This is a genomic window from Empedobacter falsenii, assembly GCF_019308355.1.
Classification (GTDB): Bacteria; Bacteroidota; Bacteroidia; order Flavobacteriales; family Weeksellaceae; genus Empedobacter; species Empedobacter falsenii_B.
In genome coordinates this window covers 108,577-125,079 of sequence record NZ_JAAGKM010000003.1, presented here as the reverse complement: position 1 = coordinate 125,079, position 16,503 = coordinate 108,577, and the positions used below count along the sequence as shown (strand labels likewise).

The following is a 16,503-nucleotide window of genomic DNA, read 5'->3' as shown; positions in this document are numbered from 1 at the left end:
TTTTTTGCTTATGAAAGTTCTTCGTTTTTTAACAATCGTTTCTTTTTTAGCATTAATCATTTCAACTAAGATTAGTGCACAATCAGGTATTACTGTAAGTCCACCAAGGACTTATTTTGCGTTAAATCCTGGTGAGTCTGAGCGTAAAAAGATTTTGGTAACCAATGTAAGTGATGCACATACATTAGAGTTGTCAGTTTCTTTTAATGATTGGAAGTATGATGAGTTTGGAGGTAATGTAGTCTCTGAACCTAATACTTTACCAACAAGTAATGCAAACTGGCTCACAGTTTTACCAAGTAATACATTTACACTTTTGCCAAAAGAATCAAAAGAAATAGAAGTTCTGATGCAAGTTCCTGAAAAGATAAATGCAGAGAGTGTGCATACAGCAATGATGTACATCACGCAAACAAATCCGATTGCTGGACAAAATAAAAGTGGAGAAAATATTATATTCTCGATTCGTACAGGTATCAAAATTTATCAACGATTAAATATTGCACGTGATACAAATGTAGAGTTTACAAATTTTGTTTACGATAAAACTGAAAATCGTTTGGTGCTTAATATTTCCAATGAAGGAAATGTTTGGAGCGAAGGAACGATTACAAATGAAATCATTAATCAAGAAAATGGTCAACAAACAAAATTGCAAGATGCAGTTTTCTATAGTTTACCCAATGATAAAAGAATTGTATATATACCATTGCCAAAGGATTTGCCAAAAGGCTCGTATATTGTTACCTCAACTTTAAGTTTTGAGAAAGATGATCAATTGAAAATTGCTGAATTGACGTTCTCAAATGATAAATAGTAACTTGTTTCAGAAGATAGTTTCAACCATAACATTATTGTTGACAATGGCAGTTTCTGCTCAGTTTACGTTAAATGCTCATAATAATGGTTGGGTGCAAGTAAATGGAAGTAATGGAGTTACGACGGCTAATGTTGTGGCTGTAGAAATGCACATGTCTGGTGCTTTAAATTATAAAAATTGGTCTTTAGTTGCGCGTGTTGTTTCGCCTATTGTAAATTCTGAGAAAAAAGAATTTCCTGTCGAAAAACTGAAGCTAAAATTTAATAATTATACAACTTCTCAATATTATTCAGAGAATTATCCTACAATAAATCAATTAGGAGTTATTCAGAATAACATCGCGATGAGTTTTTCTCCAAATTATTTTATCCGAAATTCTCCTTTAACAATTGCAACACCAGCAGGAAAATATGGTGCAATTGTACTGAATTATGATATTGTGATTGATGCAGGAGCATATCTAAATCCTCTAAAATCATGGAACAATTATCCAATTCAATTCGAGTTTTCTTTATTGAATGAATTTGGAACCCTGATTGGTAAAAGTCTTTTTTCGATTGAAATGCAAATTAGTCCAAACGGAAATTATGAACCAGTTCCGACGCTTTCTATTGCGGTCGATGGTTCTGCTGTAAATGGAGAATTGGTTTTCAATACGATACAAGATTATAAAAATGGTGTGAAGAAAGAATATCAAAATGGCTTAATTGTTTCTTCTGATACAGCTTACGATATTCAAGTTTCGTCGATTAATCAATATTTACAATCAAGTGATGCGCAGAATTTGGAATTAAATTCAATCAATGTTCAGATAAAAGACATCGAAACAAATAATCTTTCTAAGGTTATAAAACTTTCGAATTACAATCAATCATTGATGACGAATAGTTCTAAAACAGCTTCAAAAAAGTATAATATTATTTATTATACAACTCCGTCGGATAATAAAATTTTGAATAGCAAACCGGGGAATTATTCAACTTCTTTGCTGTACACAATTACACCTTTGTAAAACAATATGTTCTTTTCAATCAATTATTTTCGAAGCGTATTTTTTATACTGCTTATCCTTGTTAGCGGACAAAATTTGCGTGCTCAAACTATAAATAATGGATTGAAATTTAGTACAATAAAAGAAGTTAAATTAGAAGATAGCAACAACTTTTCTGTTATTCTTCAATTAGAAAATACAACCAATGATACGATAAATGCTCGTCTGGCACTTAAAATCCCTTCGGCTATAAAATCGTATTCGCAAGATAATCTTCAAATAAAAATCAATCCAAACAAGAAGGCTTTTATTCCTATGCAATTTACGGTGAGTAAATCGCAAATGGCTGGAAAATTAGATTTAGAATTCAGTATTATTGATTTTTTAAGTAAAAAAGAAATAGGAAAATCTGTTACTTCAGTTGTTGTTTTGCAAAAGAGAAACATCAAAATTTTTCCTGTCCAGAGTAATATTTTTTACCGTCAAGAAGGAGATTCTATTCATTATGAATTAAAAGTAATGAATATGGGAAATCAAGCCGAAGAAATTTTGTTAACCAATGTACTTCCTGATTTCAGAGGAAGTTATACTTATAATAACAAACGACTTATAGTTGAAGCTTTTCAAGAAAAAATTGTTCGATTTTCTAAATATGTAGACCGCGATATGATGAAAATTGAAAGTTTTCAGGCAAATGTTTCGGGTTATACAACGACCAAAGATTTTGCAGGAAATGTGTTTTTTACGATACAGAATGCAAGTTCCAATCGTGTGTATATAGATCCAACAATGCTAAATCAGAATTGGACCAATTTTTCTTCAAATTATGTTCGATTAACTGCTCGCGATATTAATTCTGCTAATGCGAATTATAATTTAATGGCGCATCAAGAATTTTCGGTTGGGTTGAATGAATTTGCATATAATATTAATGGAACAACTTGGAATAACGATCAAGACATGGTTTTGACAGATTCTTGGGTGAAATATCAACGCAAAGACAAAGGAATTTTAATCGGATCAATCAATAACAACGATTTTGATATTCCAGTTAACGGACGAGGAGTGATGTTTTTTAATAATTATGATAAGAATGATAACCGAATTGTAGTCGGAACGGTCGAAAAAAATTATAATTTATTAGATGATTTGACGAACGATGTTTTCAAGAATAGCAACACAACTTTTGCGAATGGACGATTTTTGATAAAAGATAAAAACGAATTAGAAACAACCGCTTTATTTGATAGAAATTATTCGACAACGGACTTTGTTTTGACAAATGGTTACAAATGGATTACGCCAAATAAGTGGAATCACTCGGTGAAATTTGGGTATGGTTTGTCAAAATTTAAAGAGACAAATGATGTCGAAAATTCATTATCAGTTTCTGCAAATGTTTCTGGAACAATTGGTAAATTTGATTTTTATAGTTCCAATTATTACAGCTCAGGATATTATCCGGGGACGCGACGTGGAGCATTGTATCTTAATCAGCGTTTTCAACGAACGTTTTCTAAATTTTCGTTGTGGTCTTCGTTAACGATTACGAATAACAATCCGAAATCTATCGATCCGTATTTGATTAATTATATGCAAGCAAATGAGTCGAAAACGTTGCGTTTTGAGACGGGAATTTCGTTCAAATTAGCAAATCATTTTAATCTTTCGATTTCTCCAAAATTCAATATAGAAAAATCAAATATTCTGAATTATGAGACGTTTACGTACATGCCGATGGATTTTAAATCGACTTATTTAAACGGAACATTTACTTGGTTGTCTAATTCACGTGTGCATCAGTTGGTGTTGAATGCTTTGGGAGGGTTTTCTGAGCTAAACGAATTGAGTAAGGTTGATCCAATTGTTTATGGACAATTAACGTGGAATGTGAAAAACTTTCAGTTAAACTCAATTTATCAACGAGGAAGTATGATGATTGCAGAGGTTTATTCGACGAATAATTTAAATCATCAATTAGAACGTTTTACAAATTCGGCGAGTTTTCGTCAAAGCTTTTTTCAAAGAAAATTGAATACGGCAGTTTCTACTTATTATAATATTGACAAAAATTTTGGAAATACCCTAACTTTTGGAGCTTCTGTGGATTATCAACCAATTGATAATTTTATTGTGAGTACACAAACGAATTTTAGCCATTACGATTCGAAAACATTGAATAGCAAACAAACTTATTTGCAAGTTGGTGTACAATATAATTTGCCTGCGAAACGTACTGTGACAGATGTAAAAGACGGAACATTAAATTTGTTTGTGTTTTATGATTACAATGCAAATGGTATTTTTGATGAAGGTGATAAAGTGGCTGATAGTCGTAATGTGAAGATAAATGAAACTAACTTTATTACAGATTTAGAAGGAAATATAAAGTATAAAAAAGTTCCTTATGGTAATTATATAATCAAACTTCCTGGACAAAAATGGTTTGCACAAGATTTCGCGGTTAATATCAATGCGAAAACGACTTCTATTTCTATTCCAATGCAACAAACTGGTATTGTGAGAGGAAAAGTTGAGTATGAATTATCTTCAAATTTGGAGTATCAGGTTTCGGCAAATTTATTCGGATTTACATTGATTTTTAATCACGAAAATGGACAGGTTTTTACAGTTAAAACAAATGATAGAGGTGAATATACAGCTTTTTTACCTGTCGGAAATTATACGTTTCATCTTGTAGAAAATAGTTTACCAGAACATGTTTATGCAAAAACATATTTGAATAAAGTAACGGTAGAAAAGGAACAAAATACAGAATATGAACCGCTTATTTTGAAAATTAAGGAGCGAAAAGTTAACATCAAACGTTTTGGTAATTAATGGATATTTTGATTTACTTTGCATCAAAATAAAACCTAAATGCCACTAACTTTTTGCCATCCAGCAATTGTTCTTGCGCTAAAAAAGCTAAAATCGAATTGGTTTTCGATGACGGGATTAATCATTGGTTCGATGTCGCCAGATTTAGAATATTTCTCTCGAATGGAGATTGTAGCGACGTATATTCATTTGTTTTGAGGCGTTTTGTATTTTGATTTACCAATTGCTCTTATTTATTGTTTCGTTTTTCACTTATTTGTCCGAAATGTTTTAATTCATCATTTACCTTATTTTTTTAAAGAACGATTTGCTCAATTCCTAATTTTTGATTGGATTGATTATTTCAAAAAACATTTGATAATTGTAATTCTCTCAATTATAATAGGTGCATATTCACATCTTTTTTGGGATGCTTTTACCCATGAATGGGGATTTTTTGCGAAACATTTTCATGCTTTACAGAAAACTTGGGTTCAAATTCCTTTCAAAAATTTCGAAGTAAAAGGGTATAAATTTCAACAACATTTTAGCAGTTTTTAGGTGCAATTTTTATTGCTTTTTGGATGTATAAAATGCCAAAACAAATTCTTCTAAAAACTAAATTTGATTACATTTTTTTGGTTAAAAGTAGTTCTATTTACAACTATTATTTCCACAATACGATTAGTTTTCTTCCCAATAGAAATTGCTTTAGGAAATATTATTGCTGTTATCGGAATGAGTATTTTTTTTGAGTTTGGTTATTTTTGGGTTAATGGAGAAACTATTAATAAAAAAATAAAAGGTTATCAAATAATTGACAACCTTTTATTTTAGAAGTGATTAAAAACTCACTTTATCTTTTATATAATTTCCGTTTTGACAGAATTGTTTCAATTCATTTTCGATGAAAATTTCAATAGCTTCCGCATCTTGCGAAGGATACAATAAATGTACATTTGCGCCAGCATCTAATGTAAAATACAAATGATTTCCTGTTTCACGACGGAACTCCCACAATTTTTCTAAAGCAGCAACTGTATTTGGTTTCATCAAAATAAATGCAGGATTCGACATCATCATCATGGCGTGCAATGTCAAAGCTTCATGTTCTACCAATTCTCCAAACGCTTTGATATCGCCAGATTTTAAAATTGGTAATAAAGCTTTTAAGTTTTCATTTGCTTCCACAAAACGACGTTCTGCATACGGATGTCCGTTCATTAAATTGTGACCAACAGTAGAAGAAACCGATTTTTGACCTTCGTGAATCAATAAAATGGTATCATGAAAAGTTTTGAAAACATCATGAATTTCGACATCTGGATATTTTGTTCCAAATAAATCTGAACTACCTTCGATAAAATCATTTTCTCCCCATTCAACCAAACCTTTGTAAACCGAACGACAAGCACTTCCAGAACCTAAACGAGCCAAGAAAGAAGCTTTTTTCTTGGCGTCTTCTTCTGATAAATTTGCGCCAAGAATATTCTCAATTTGAACTAAACATAATGCCATTGCCGACATTCCAGAAGCTGAAGAAGCAATTCCAGAACTATGTGGGAAAGAATTATGTGTGTGAACTTCAAATTTGAATTGATTCAAAAATGGAATGTAAGCCGTAATTCTTTCGAAAAAAGTAATGATTTTTGGAGTAAAACTTTCTTTCAATTCACCTTCTAAATAAACTTCAACTTCGAAAGCATCCGATGTTTTTGGCGAAAATTTTAATTCAGTTTCTGTATAGCTATTGGTTAACGTATAACTAATTGAACTATTGGTTGGAATTTGATTTTTCTTTTTTCCCCAATATTTTACCAACGCAATATTTGATGGACTTTTAGCAGAAACGCTTCCTGATTTTAATTCCGAAGCAGTTGTTGAAAGTGTTGAAATGAATTGTTGTTCCATAAAACAAAAGTAAACTATTTTGTAGAATTCAGCTTTTGAAAGCGTTTATAATGATAATCAATTGCTTCTTTGATTGGAATAAATTCGTATTGAAGCAAATTTTTAACTTTAGAATTGTCGTATTTGGTATAAGTTGTCAACGAATAATAATTCGCTTTTGTCATATATTTTCCACCAAAAATACGACTAAAAATAGATAGATTTTTAATGATTTTCAAGGTTGTATTCGAAACATTTTTGATTGAACGTTTGCTATTGATCGAAACAAAATCAAATACTTCTCGGTAACTTTTATTTTCAGAAATTACCACAAATTTTTGATTGTAAGCTTGTTGATTAATTAATTCTAAAAAAATCTTCACCACATCGCGAACATCAACAAAACCAGTTCCACCAGAAGGTGCATAATCGCTTTTTGACGAATTTTGTTGAAATAAACTTTCGCTTGCACGTTTAGTATCCAATGTTCCGATGATTACACCAGGATTAATAATAATAACTTTAATGCCTTCTTGTGAAGCGCGCCAAACCTCCATTTCTGCTCTAAATTTTGAGATAGAATAAGAAGAATGTGTTAAGCCATTATTCCAACCAGAACGTTCGTCAATCATTTTAGTTGCGGGATTCAAATCATCCATCGAAGCAATAGAACTGATGAAGAAAAATTCTTTCACGCCAGAATCAATAGCTTCATTTACCAAAGTCTCAGTTCCTAAAATATTCGTATTGAAAATTTCTTCTTCTTGACGTTCATCAAACGAAACAAAAGCTGCAGCGTGATAAATTGTTTCGATCCCGTCTAATAAATTCGGAAGTTCAGTTACATCCAACAAATCACCATCAATCCAATGAATAAATTGATAAAACTGTAAAGCGTTTTGTTCTGCAAAGAAATTTTTGATGATTGCTGTGTTCGATGTTTTTCGTTTTAAGGCACGAATAGGTTGTTGCTTTTTTGCCAATTCTACCAACAAATGCGCGCCAACCAAACCTGTTCCTCCCGTTACGAAAATCATACTGAATTATAAATATTTTTTTTTCTTGAACCAAAAGTAAATAAAAATTACCACTAATAACATGACAAGTAAACAAATTGGATAGCCTAATTTGTAATTTAACTCGGGCATGAAATCGAAATTCATTCCATAAATTCCGGCGATAAAAGTTAAGGGTAAGAAAAATGCTGAAAAAACGGTAAGCATTTGCATGATTTCGTTCGATTTTTGTCCATTTAACGAAAGGTAAATTGTTAACAAACTTTGTACATCATCTACAATTTGCGAATGCAAGTGTAACATTTTTACGTTTTCTTCGTACAAATCCTGTGATGAACTTGTCTTTTTGTTATCCGCGCGATATTCTTTCAGAGCTTCAAGCGTATAATCTAATATTTTTTTGCAAGCTGTAGCTTCTCGTTTGATTTTATATAAGGTAGGAAGTTTAATTTTTCTAAAATCATCCGTAAAAATCAAATGCTCGAGTTGATTAACTTCTTCGTCCATTTGATATGCAGGCTCTTCGTAAGTTTTGATGGTTTCGGAAATAATACGATATAAAATTCCTTTGATAATGATTTTAGAAGAATCAGTATTAGCTAAATACTTTTTCTGAATTTTGTCAAAAATATCCGTTTCCTTTTGATGAACAGTCACAATAAAATCTGCACCGATGTAAATACTGATTTTGTGACTAAATTCTCGAACAGTGTTTTTCAACATACGGTGTTCTTTATCAAAAAAACGAATTAACAAAAACGAAACTTTTGAATCATCTGATTCATATTTAGGTAAATGTCCAGGCTCCAAACTATCTTCAATCGTTAATTTCTGAAAACAATATTTTGTGGCAATTTCATTCAACTCAACTTTTGTTGGATTTTGTAAGTTTATCCATTTAAATTTTTCGTTCTCGAAAAGTGTTTGCATGTATTCCTTTTATTCAAATTTTAAATAAATATATCAAATAAGTTTTATTTTGACAGATCATTTATAATCTACTGAAAAATCATAACTTTGTATCTTGTAAAAATTAGATAAAAAATATATTAAAATACTATGAATCCATTAATTGAAGAATTGACTTGGAGAGGACTGGTTCACAATATTATGCCAGGGACAGAAGAACAACTAAATAAAGAAATGACTTCTGGTTATGTAGGTTTCGATCCTACAGCAGATTCTCTTCACGTGGGAAGTTTGGTTCCTATTTTCTTATTGGTTCATTTGCAACGTCACGGTCATCGTCCAATCGCCTTGGTTGGTGGTGCAACTGGTTTTATCGGTGATCCTACTGGTAAAGCAGCAGAGAGAAGTTTATTAGACGAAGAAACATTGAATAAATATGTTGCTGGAATTAAAGCACAATTGTCTCGTTTCTTAGATTTTGATACGAATAATGGAAATTCAGCTTTATTGGTGAATAACTATGATTGGATGAAAGATTTTTCGTTCATCGATTTTGCGCGTAATGTCGGAAAACACATTACTGTAAATTACATGATGGCGAAAGATTCTGTAAAATCTAGACTTTCTTCTGAATCGAATGTCGGAATGTCTTTCACAGAATTTACATATCAATTGATTCAAGGATACGATTATTTGCATTTGTACAAAGAATTAGGTGCAAAATTGCAAATGGGAGGTTCTGATCAATGGGGAAATATCACAACTGGAACAGAATTAATTCGTCGTACAGTACAAGGTGAAGCTTTTGCTTTTACATGTCCATTAACAACTAAAGCAGACGGAACTAAATTTGGAAAATCAGAAGGTGGTGAAAATATTTGGTTAGATAAAAACCGTACATCTCCTTATAAATTCTACCAATTTTGGTTAAATCAAGCGGATGCGGATGCAGAACGTTACATCAAAATTTATACATTCTTAGAAAAAGAAGCAATTGATGATTTAATCGAGCGTCATCGTCAAGAGCCACATTTACGCGAATTACAACGTAAATTAGCAACTGAAATTACAATTTTAGTTCATGGTGTTGAAGAATTACGCAAAGCAGAAAAAGCATCTCAAGTTTTATTCGGAAAATCAACTTCAGAAGATTTGAAAGAATTAGATGGAGATACTTTCTTATCAGTTTTCGAAGGTGTGCCTCAAGCAACTATTGCAAAAGCTGATATCGAAGCTGGTTTGGATATTGTAACTGCTTTAGCTGAAAAATCAGGTTTCTTAAAATCAAATTCAGAAGCGCGTCGTGAATTAAAAGCAAACGCAATTTCTGTAAACAAAGAAAAAGTAGCGGAAGAATTTGTATTAACAACAGAAAATTTAATTGCTGATAAATATGTTTTATTACAAAAAGGTAAAAAGAATTATTTCATCTTAATTGTTGAATAATTTTTTAGATAAAACATTTCCAAAATAGAAAGCAAGCTGAATTAAGCTTGCTTTTTGTTTTGAAAACTATTTTTTTATCTCAATTCTGAAAGATAATTTTTTATGGCTTCTGAAAGATTTCCGGTTGAATTTTCTAAAACGCGTAAAAAAGCACTTCCTATAATTGCTCCATTTGCGTAATTCCAAGCTTTTTCTACATCAGCCTTTGTCGAAATCCCAAATCCAATTTGATGTGGTTTTGTTAAGCCTAGATTTTTAACATTTGACAAAAAATCTTCATTATAATTAGATTCTGTTGCACCAGTTGTAGCTGAACTCGAAACGATATAAACAAATCCAGAAGTTGCATCATTAATCTCTTTAATGCGTTTTTCTGTTGTTAAAGGTGTAATTAAAAATGTAACTTTTTGATCGTATTTCTCAAATAATTCTTTGTGTTGCGTCAAGTAAATTTCGTACGGCATATCAGGTAAAATCAAGCCTGAAACTCCACTTTCTTGACAGTTTTGTAAGAATTTTTCTAATCCGAATGTCATTACTTGATTGTAATAACCCATCAAAACAATTGGCGAAGATATTTGATTATGAACCGATTTTAATTGCTCAAACAAAATGTCCAATGTCATTCCATTTGCTAACGCTTTTTCACTTGTAGCTTGTATTGTTGGACCATCAGCTAAAGGATCAGAATATGGAATACCGACTTCGATAATGTCAACATTATTTAGATCTAATTCTTTTAAAATAACAGGGGTATCCGATAAATTCGGATACCCAGCTGTTGTGTATATTGTAATGAGGTTTTTATTTTTTTTACTAAATAATTGCTCTAACTTGTTCATTTTTATTTTGCTTGTTTTAATAAGATTGTATAGACTGGAAAGTGGTCAGAATAACCGTTTGCACGATAAGTATCGCCGCTCCACATACGGTTAGGGAAGCCTTTATATGCACCTTCTGTCGCTTTTAAATAATCTTTGTTGTAAATTTCAGTTTTGAAGATTTTATACGTTGAATAATCTTTATTTTTTGTAACCAATGATGAAGTTGAGATAAACTGATCAAATAGATTCCAAGCATCACGATAAGCTAAAGTACCAACACCTTTTTTATATAAAGGTAACATAGGATCGTAATATCCGTTATCCGAAACTTTAGCAATTTCTCCGGCCGGATCAAATGTGTTTTTAATACTTGGAGAAATAGGATCATCATTAAAATCACCCATTGCAATTACTTTTGCATTTGGATTTTTAGATTTTAACTCATCAAAAATTCCTTTCATCACCTTTGCTGCTTCCATACGAGCTGGCATCGAAACTTTTTCTCCACCACTACGAGAAGGCCAGTGATTCACTAAAAAAGTGATTTCTTCACCGTCTAATAAACCTGTAACTTGTAGAATATCACGCGTATATTTGCGTTTACCTTTAGCATCATAATTGAAAATTGGATGAGGTCTTGCATCAATTACCTTGAAACGAGATTTTTGATACAATAAACCTGTATCAACTCCACGAGCATCAAACGAATTGAAATGAACAACACCATAATCGTATTTTTTCAAAGCAGAGCTTTTTGCTAAATCTTCTAAAGTTTCTCTTGTCTCGATCTCACAAATACCTACGATTACTGGAGCAGAGCCTGTAACATCTGCGCCTAATTCGCTAATAACTTTTGAAATATTATTGACTTTTTGGAAATATTTTTCTGTATTCCATCTTTTATTTCCGTTTGGTAAAAATTCTTCTTGAAGAATTAATGGACGGATAATTTTCTTTCCTTTTATATTTTCGTACGTATAACTTTGTTTGAATTCTTCTGTTTCGTACTTCGATATGTCAGATTCTGCAATCTGAATGTGATAATTTTTGTCATTAAAAGGTAAAGTTCCATTTACATATCCAACTGATTTTATGGTGTCAAAAAGATTCTCGACATTGTAAAACGCTACAGTTGCACTTGAATATTTGCTTTGAGCTTTAACATTTAACGTTAAGAATAAATTAAAAATTATTAATAAAGTTAAAGATTTATTAATTTTAAACATATGTTATTAATTATGAATTTACTAAATTTGTTGTCCTATTTTTTCTGATGAAGGAAATAGAGAGCTAATTTATAAATAAAAATTCGTTTGAATGAACAAATTATTGTTAAGTCTTTCAGTCTTTGCTGCAACTGTCGCTATGGCGCAGGCGCAAACAAAGGTTACTGGGGTAGCAAAAAATGCTGCTACAGGTGAAGAGGTTTATAACCTCACTGTACGTTTGGACGGAGGAGCAGTAAGCGATGCTGCTATCACCGATCGTATAGGTTATTTTCAGTTTGTAGATATTCCGGATGGAACATACAAATTACAAGTTTATGGCGTGGGCTACGACCCATATGAAAAAGAAATCACTGTAGCAGGACAAAAAGAGCTTGACTTAGGTGATATTAAATTAACATTTAATCCAAATACAGCAGAAGTTGGAATTATTACATTAACAGATGATGAATTATCTGATGATGAAAGTTCGACAGCTTCAAATTCAGGACTTTTACAATCTTCTCGCGATGTTTTTGCTCGCGTTTCTGCGTACGAATTAGGTTCGTATTGGTTTAAACCAAGAGGTTTAGATAACAAATATAATGACGTATTATTTAATGGAGTTCGTATGAACAAAATGGATAATGGTCGTGCAACTTTTAATAACTGGGGAGGTTTGAATGATGTAACTCGTCGTCCAGATGAGTTAACATACGGAATTGAACCTTCTAATTATGCTTTTGGTGATTTAGGTGGAGTTACAAATTTTGATACTCGTCCTTCAACAATGCGTAAGGGAGTAAGTTTGGCTTATTCTAGTACAAATCGTTCATACAGAAACCGTGTAATGGCTACATATAATACGGGATTGATGGATAATGGTTGGGCGTTTATGGTTTCTGGAAGTAGACGTTGGGCAGAAGAAGGTATTATAGAAGGTACTTTTTATGATGCATACGCTTACTACTTAGGAGTTGAGAAAAAGTTTAATGAAAAACATACTTTAAACTTTACAAGTTTTGGTGCGCCAACTCGTCGTTCTACAGGTTCACCTAATACACAAGAAGTTGTGGATATGATGGGGATTTATTACAATTCTTATTGGGGATGGCAAGATGGTGAAAAACGTAATGAGCGTGTAAAGAAAACATTCGAGCCTATTAATATGTTGACGCATCATTGGAATATTAACAATAAATCAAAATTAACAACAACAGTTTCTTATCAATTTGGTAAAGAAAGTAGTTCTCGTTTAGATTGGTTTGCAGGAAATAATCCTTCTCCAGTTTACTATCGTAATTTACCATCTTATTTTGCATATAGTGGAGCAAGTCAAAGTGCTATAAACAATCAAACTGAATTATGGAGAAGTGGCCAAATTTCTCAAATAGATTGGACAAGTTTATATGAAGCTAATATTAACAATGCTGGGAGATCTGTTTATTGGTTGACTGCAGATGTTAACGAAGATAAAACAGCAACTGCTTATACGAATTTTCAGACAGAGTTAGCGCCTAATATAGATTTGACAATTGCAGCTTCTTATCAAAATACGAAATCTCAATTATATCGTGAAATACAAGATTTATTAGGTGGACAATATGTTGAGAATAAAGATAACTTTACTCATGCTAGATTTAACATTTTAGACCCTGACTATCAGCCAACAAAAGGGCAGCGTCAAGGGTATAATTATGAAATTAATCGTGATTATGCAGATTTATTCGCTCAATCTAAAATAAAAGGAAAATTTTTAGATGTAACAATTGGAATGAAAGCTGCTTTGACGAAATTTTATCGTGATGGTAAATGGATGCACGAATCTTATCAGACTAATTCTTATGGAAAAAGTAAAACTTACGATTTCTTAGATTTTGGAGTGAAATCTAATTTCTTAGTAAAATTAGATGGTCGTAATTTTATTCAGGCAAATGTTATGTACCAAACAGAAGCACCAACTTCTGATGAGATTTTTCCAAATGCTCGTGTAACGAATGTAACTGTTGATGGAGTAAAAAGTGCAAAAATATTCTCAAGTGATTTATCATATATTTTAAGAGCTCCACGTATTAAAGCGCGTGCTACGGCATTTTATACAAGAACAAAAGACGAAATTGAAAAAGCTTTTGGTTATATCGACGGAGCAAATGATCAAGTGTTCGTTACAGAAGTAATGACAGGTGTTGGAAAAGAATATTTAGGAACAGAATTAGCAATTGAAGCTCAGGTTTTACCTGTTTTAACTCTTTCAGCTGTAGCTTCTATCGGTCAATATTTATATAAAGATAATCCAAACTATAATTTATATTCTGATGATTATGTGAAACCTGGAAACATTGGAGTTCCTTACCAAAACTTCGGAACTGCTTATCTTCATAATTATAAAGTAGGAAGCGGACCACAATCTGGTTTCTCTTTAAGTGCAGAGTACCGTGATCCTAAATTCTGGTGGATTGGAGCTTCAGGAAACTTATTAGCTAACAATTATATTGATCCAGCCGCATATAGAAGAACTGTAAACTTTTTTACAAAAAGTGAGGCTGAAGGAGGAGAATTATTAGACGTAAACAATGAAGATTTAAAAAAGATTTTAAAACAAGAAAAGTTAAGTAACGAAATCATGTTAAATATTAACATGGGAAAAACATTTCGTATAGGGAAATATTCTGCAGGTATTTCAGGAACTATTAATAACGTGTTGAATAATAAAAACTACGTTACTGGAGGTTTTGAGCAATTAAGAATTGGTAACTACGAGAAAGCGATCGATACAAATTATAGAACTTTATTTGGTCCAAAGATGTTTTATGGAATGGGAACAACTTATTTCGCGAACATTTATTTCAGATTTTAATTTATTAACAACGAATACAATTTAAAATGAATACAATATCAAAATTAACAATAGCAAGTCTTTTGAGCTTAGGCTTATTTATAACTCAATCTTGTGTACAAGATGATGATTATTCAACTCCGCCAATCGATTGTGCTGATAAATTAACAGCAAATATTACAATAGCTGATTTAACAACTAAAGTAACTTCAGGACAATTAAAACTTGACTCAAATGGAGCAGTAGCAGAAGATCTTGTAATGGATGCTTATGTAATTTCAAGTGACGAAACAGGAAATTTTTATAAAACAATTTCATTACAAGATAAAGTAGAAAACCCAACAACAGGAATCCAGATTGAAATTGATGGATCTAATCTATATACAAGCTATCCTTTAGGAGCGAGAATCCAAATTAGATTGAAAGGTTTAGTTGTAGCGAAAGATAGAGGAATTATGAAAATAGGATCTGTTGACCCACAATATGCAGTTGGTCGTATACCTTCTATAAATATGAAGAAATATATGATCAAAACATGTGACCCTGTAAAAACAATTACTCCAAAAGTATTTAATAGTTTGTCGGAAGCTTTAAATGCTGGGAATTTGAATACATTGGTAACAATAAAAAATATTCAGTTTCAATCTCCAGATACAGATAAAACTTATGGAGTGGAAGCTACAACTGTTAATCGTGTATTAGTAGATAAAACAGGTAAAACAGTTGCCTTACGTAATTCTGGATATGCTAAATGGTACAATGAAGAATTACCTAAAGGTAGTGGAGAGATTACTGTAGTTGTTAGTATTTACAATTCAACTTACCAATTATTTATCCGTGATACAAAAGATGTAAAATTCGATCAACCTCGTTTTGATGTAGGTGGAGGCCAAAATCCAGGTGGAGGCAATAATTCCGAAGCAGCAAATTTATTGTTCAAAGGTTCTGATTTTAATGTTTGGGCAGACTTTTTAGCTTCTATTAATACATCATTCGGATTAAAAGGTTATGCTACAAGTGGAGTTGGATTAGGAAGAGATAATAGTAATGGATTACAAATAAAAGGAACTCCAGATGCTAATGATTACGTCTTTACAGCGATTAATACGTTAACTCCAGCTTCAACTTCTAAAAAAATTACATTCTATGTGAAAGGTACATCTGCAAAATCATTGTCTTTAAATGTTTATAGAGCTGCAGGAGGTTATGATGTGTACAACGTAGGAGATTTATCTTCTTCTGTAACTTTAACAAAAGCTGCTTTAAATAGTAGTAATAATGGTACAAATAGTTATACAGGAACTATTGACACGAAAGGAGAATGGGTTTTAGTTACACTTGATCTAACAGGAGTTGATTTAATGAAAACATCAGGTAAAGATGTTTTTGCATTAAAAGTAGGATCAAAATCGGCATATGATTTAGTTATCGATAATATCAAAATTGACTAATTAATCAGTTTCAATACTATAATATCTAAGGCAACCAATTGGTTGCCTTTTTTTGTTTTTATTAGGTTAATAAATTCCTAAATATTCTTCATTTTTTAACGTGATTTCACATTCTGAAATGTATAAAATTCAAATAAAAATTATCTGTTAATGAGTATCGATTTTAATTTTATAAAAAAAAATAAAAAAAAGATTTATTAATCATTTAATAATGGATAATTGATAAAAATAAAGCAATGTATGTCTTATTTGGATAAAATGTTAATTATGTATCATTCGTTTTTTCTATAGAAAA

11 protein-coding genes and 1 pseudogene are annotated in these 16,503 nt (G+C 31.6%); 7 read left to right on the top strand and 5 right to left on the bottom strand.

The features are described from left to right. The first annotated feature begins 10 nt into the window (after window positions 1-10). From G0Q09_RS02785 to G0Q09_RS02765, 4 genes and pseudogenes are all read left to right on the top strand, one after another. A complete protein-coding gene (locus G0Q09_RS02785; protein ID WP_219033901.1) occupies window positions 11-817 on the top strand; it encodes a fimbrial biogenesis chaperone in 807 nt (268 codons plus the stop codon). Beyond that, the gene (locus G0Q09_RS02780; protein ID WP_219033900.1) at window positions 807-1,832 is read left to right on the top strand and encodes a hypothetical protein; all 1,026 of its coding nucleotides are present in this window, start codon (window positions 807-809) and stop codon (window positions 1,830-1,832) included. The genes G0Q09_RS02785 and G0Q09_RS02780 overlap by 11 nt, the downstream gene beginning before the upstream one ends. A 102-nt stretch (window positions 1,833-1,934) precedes the next feature. Further along, window positions 1,935-4,652, top strand: coding sequence for a COG1470 family protein (locus G0Q09_RS02775; RefSeq protein WP_219033899.1), 2,718 nt, complete (start codon window positions 1,935-1,937; stop codon window positions 4,650-4,652). 39 nt (window positions 4,653-4,691) lie between these two features. Continuing rightward, window positions 4,692-5,192: pseudogene (locus G0Q09_RS02765) on the top strand (DUF4184 family protein). Between the two features lie 282 nt (window positions 5,193-5,474). Here G0Q09_RS02765 and G0Q09_RS02760 read toward each other — a convergent pair. Genes G0Q09_RS02760 through G0Q09_RS02750 form a run of 3 tightly spaced genes read right to left on the bottom strand, consistent with a single transcriptional unit; the run spans window position 5,475 to window position 8,467 of the window. Next, window positions 5,475-6,542, bottom strand: a complete 1,068-nt coding sequence (locus G0Q09_RS02760; RefSeq protein WP_125350010.1) for a diphosphomevalonate decarboxylase — start codon at window positions 6,540-6,542, stop codon at window positions 5,475-5,477. Between the two features lie 14 nt (window positions 6,543-6,556). Continuing rightward, window positions 6,557-7,558 (bottom strand): NAD-dependent epimerase/dehydratase family protein, encoded by a 1,002-nt coding sequence (locus G0Q09_RS02755; protein WP_219033897.1) that lies wholly within the window; start codon window positions 7,556-7,558, stop codon window positions 6,557-6,559. 6 nt (window positions 7,559-7,564) lie between these two features. Beyond that, on the bottom strand, window positions 7,565-8,467 hold the full coding sequence (locus G0Q09_RS02750; protein ID WP_219033896.1) for a CorA family divalent cation transporter: 903 nt from the start codon (window positions 8,465-8,467) through the stop codon (window positions 7,565-7,567). Between the two features lie 129 nt (window positions 8,468-8,596). On the opposite strand from G0Q09_RS02750, the gene tyrS reads away from it, so the two are divergent. Beyond that, window positions 8,597-9,892: a tyrosine--tRNA ligase gene (gene tyrS / locus G0Q09_RS02745; protein WP_125350013.1), complete on the top strand. Its 1,296-nt coding sequence runs from the start codon at window positions 8,597-8,599 to the stop codon at window positions 9,890-9,892. 74 nt (window positions 9,893-9,966) lie between these two features. On the opposite strand, the gene trpA is transcribed toward tyrS, so the two are convergent. Both trpA and G0Q09_RS02735 read right to left on the bottom strand, forming a co-directional pair. After that, entirely contained in the window at window positions 9,967-10,734 is a 768-nt protein-coding gene (trpA, locus tag G0Q09_RS02740; protein WP_219033895.1) for a tryptophan synthase subunit alpha, read from the bottom strand. Window positions 10,735-10,736: 2 nt separating this feature from the next. Continuing rightward, entirely contained in the window at window positions 10,737-11,942 is a 1,206-nt protein-coding gene (locus G0Q09_RS02735) for an endonuclease/exonuclease/phosphatase family protein (RefSeq protein WP_219033894.1), read from the bottom strand. 91 nt (window positions 11,943-12,033) lie between these two features. On the opposite strand from G0Q09_RS02735, the gene G0Q09_RS02730 reads away from it, so the two are divergent. Next, complete coding sequence (locus G0Q09_RS02730; RefSeq protein WP_219033893.1) at window positions 12,034-14,778, top strand: carboxypeptidase regulatory-like domain-containing protein; 2,745 nt, start codon at window positions 12,034-12,036, stop codon at window positions 14,776-14,778. A gap of 26 nt (window positions 14,779-14,804) precedes the next feature. Further along, entirely contained in the window at window positions 14,805-16,208 is a 1,404-nt protein-coding gene (locus tag G0Q09_RS02725; protein ID WP_219033892.1) for a DUF5689 domain-containing protein, read from the top strand. The last annotated feature ends 295 nt before the right edge of the window (window positions 16,209-16,503 follow it).

Bases quoted from the DNA above. Each gene is read 5' to 3' on its own strand.
- G0Q09_RS02785 (WP_219033901.1), top strand. From the start codon at position 11: ATGAAAGTTCTTCGTTTTTTAACAATCGTTTCTTTTTTAGCATTAATC.
- G0Q09_RS02780 (WP_219033900.1), top strand. From the start codon at position 807: ATGATAAATAGTAACTTGTTTCAGAAGATAGTTTCAACCATAACATTA.
- G0Q09_RS02760 (WP_125350010.1), bottom strand. From the start codon at position 6,542: ATGGAACAACAATTCATTTCAACACTTTCAACAACTGCTTCGGAATTA.
- G0Q09_RS02755 (WP_219033897.1), bottom strand. From the start codon at position 7,558: ATGATTTTCGTAACGGGAGGAACAGGTTTGGTTGGCGCGCATTTGTTG.
- G0Q09_RS02750 (WP_219033896.1), bottom strand. From the start codon at position 8,467: ATGCAAACACTTTTCGAGAACGAAAAATTTAAATGGATAAACTTACAA.
- tyrS (WP_125350013.1), top strand. From the start codon at position 8,597: ATGAATCCATTAATTGAAGAATTGACTTGGAGAGGACTGGTTCACAAT.
- trpA (WP_219033895.1), bottom strand. From the start codon at position 10,734: ATGAACAAGTTAGAGCAATTATTTAGTAAAAAAAATAAAAACCTCATT.
- G0Q09_RS02735 (WP_219033894.1), bottom strand. From the start codon at position 11,942: ATGTTTAAAATTAATAAATCTTTAACTTTATTAATAATTTTTAATTTA.
- G0Q09_RS02730 (WP_219033893.1), top strand. From the start codon at position 12,034: ATGAACAAATTATTGTTAAGTCTTTCAGTCTTTGCTGCAACTGTCGCT.
- G0Q09_RS02725 (WP_219033892.1), top strand. From the start codon at position 14,805: ATGAATACAATATCAAAATTAACAATAGCAAGTCTTTTGAGCTTAGGC.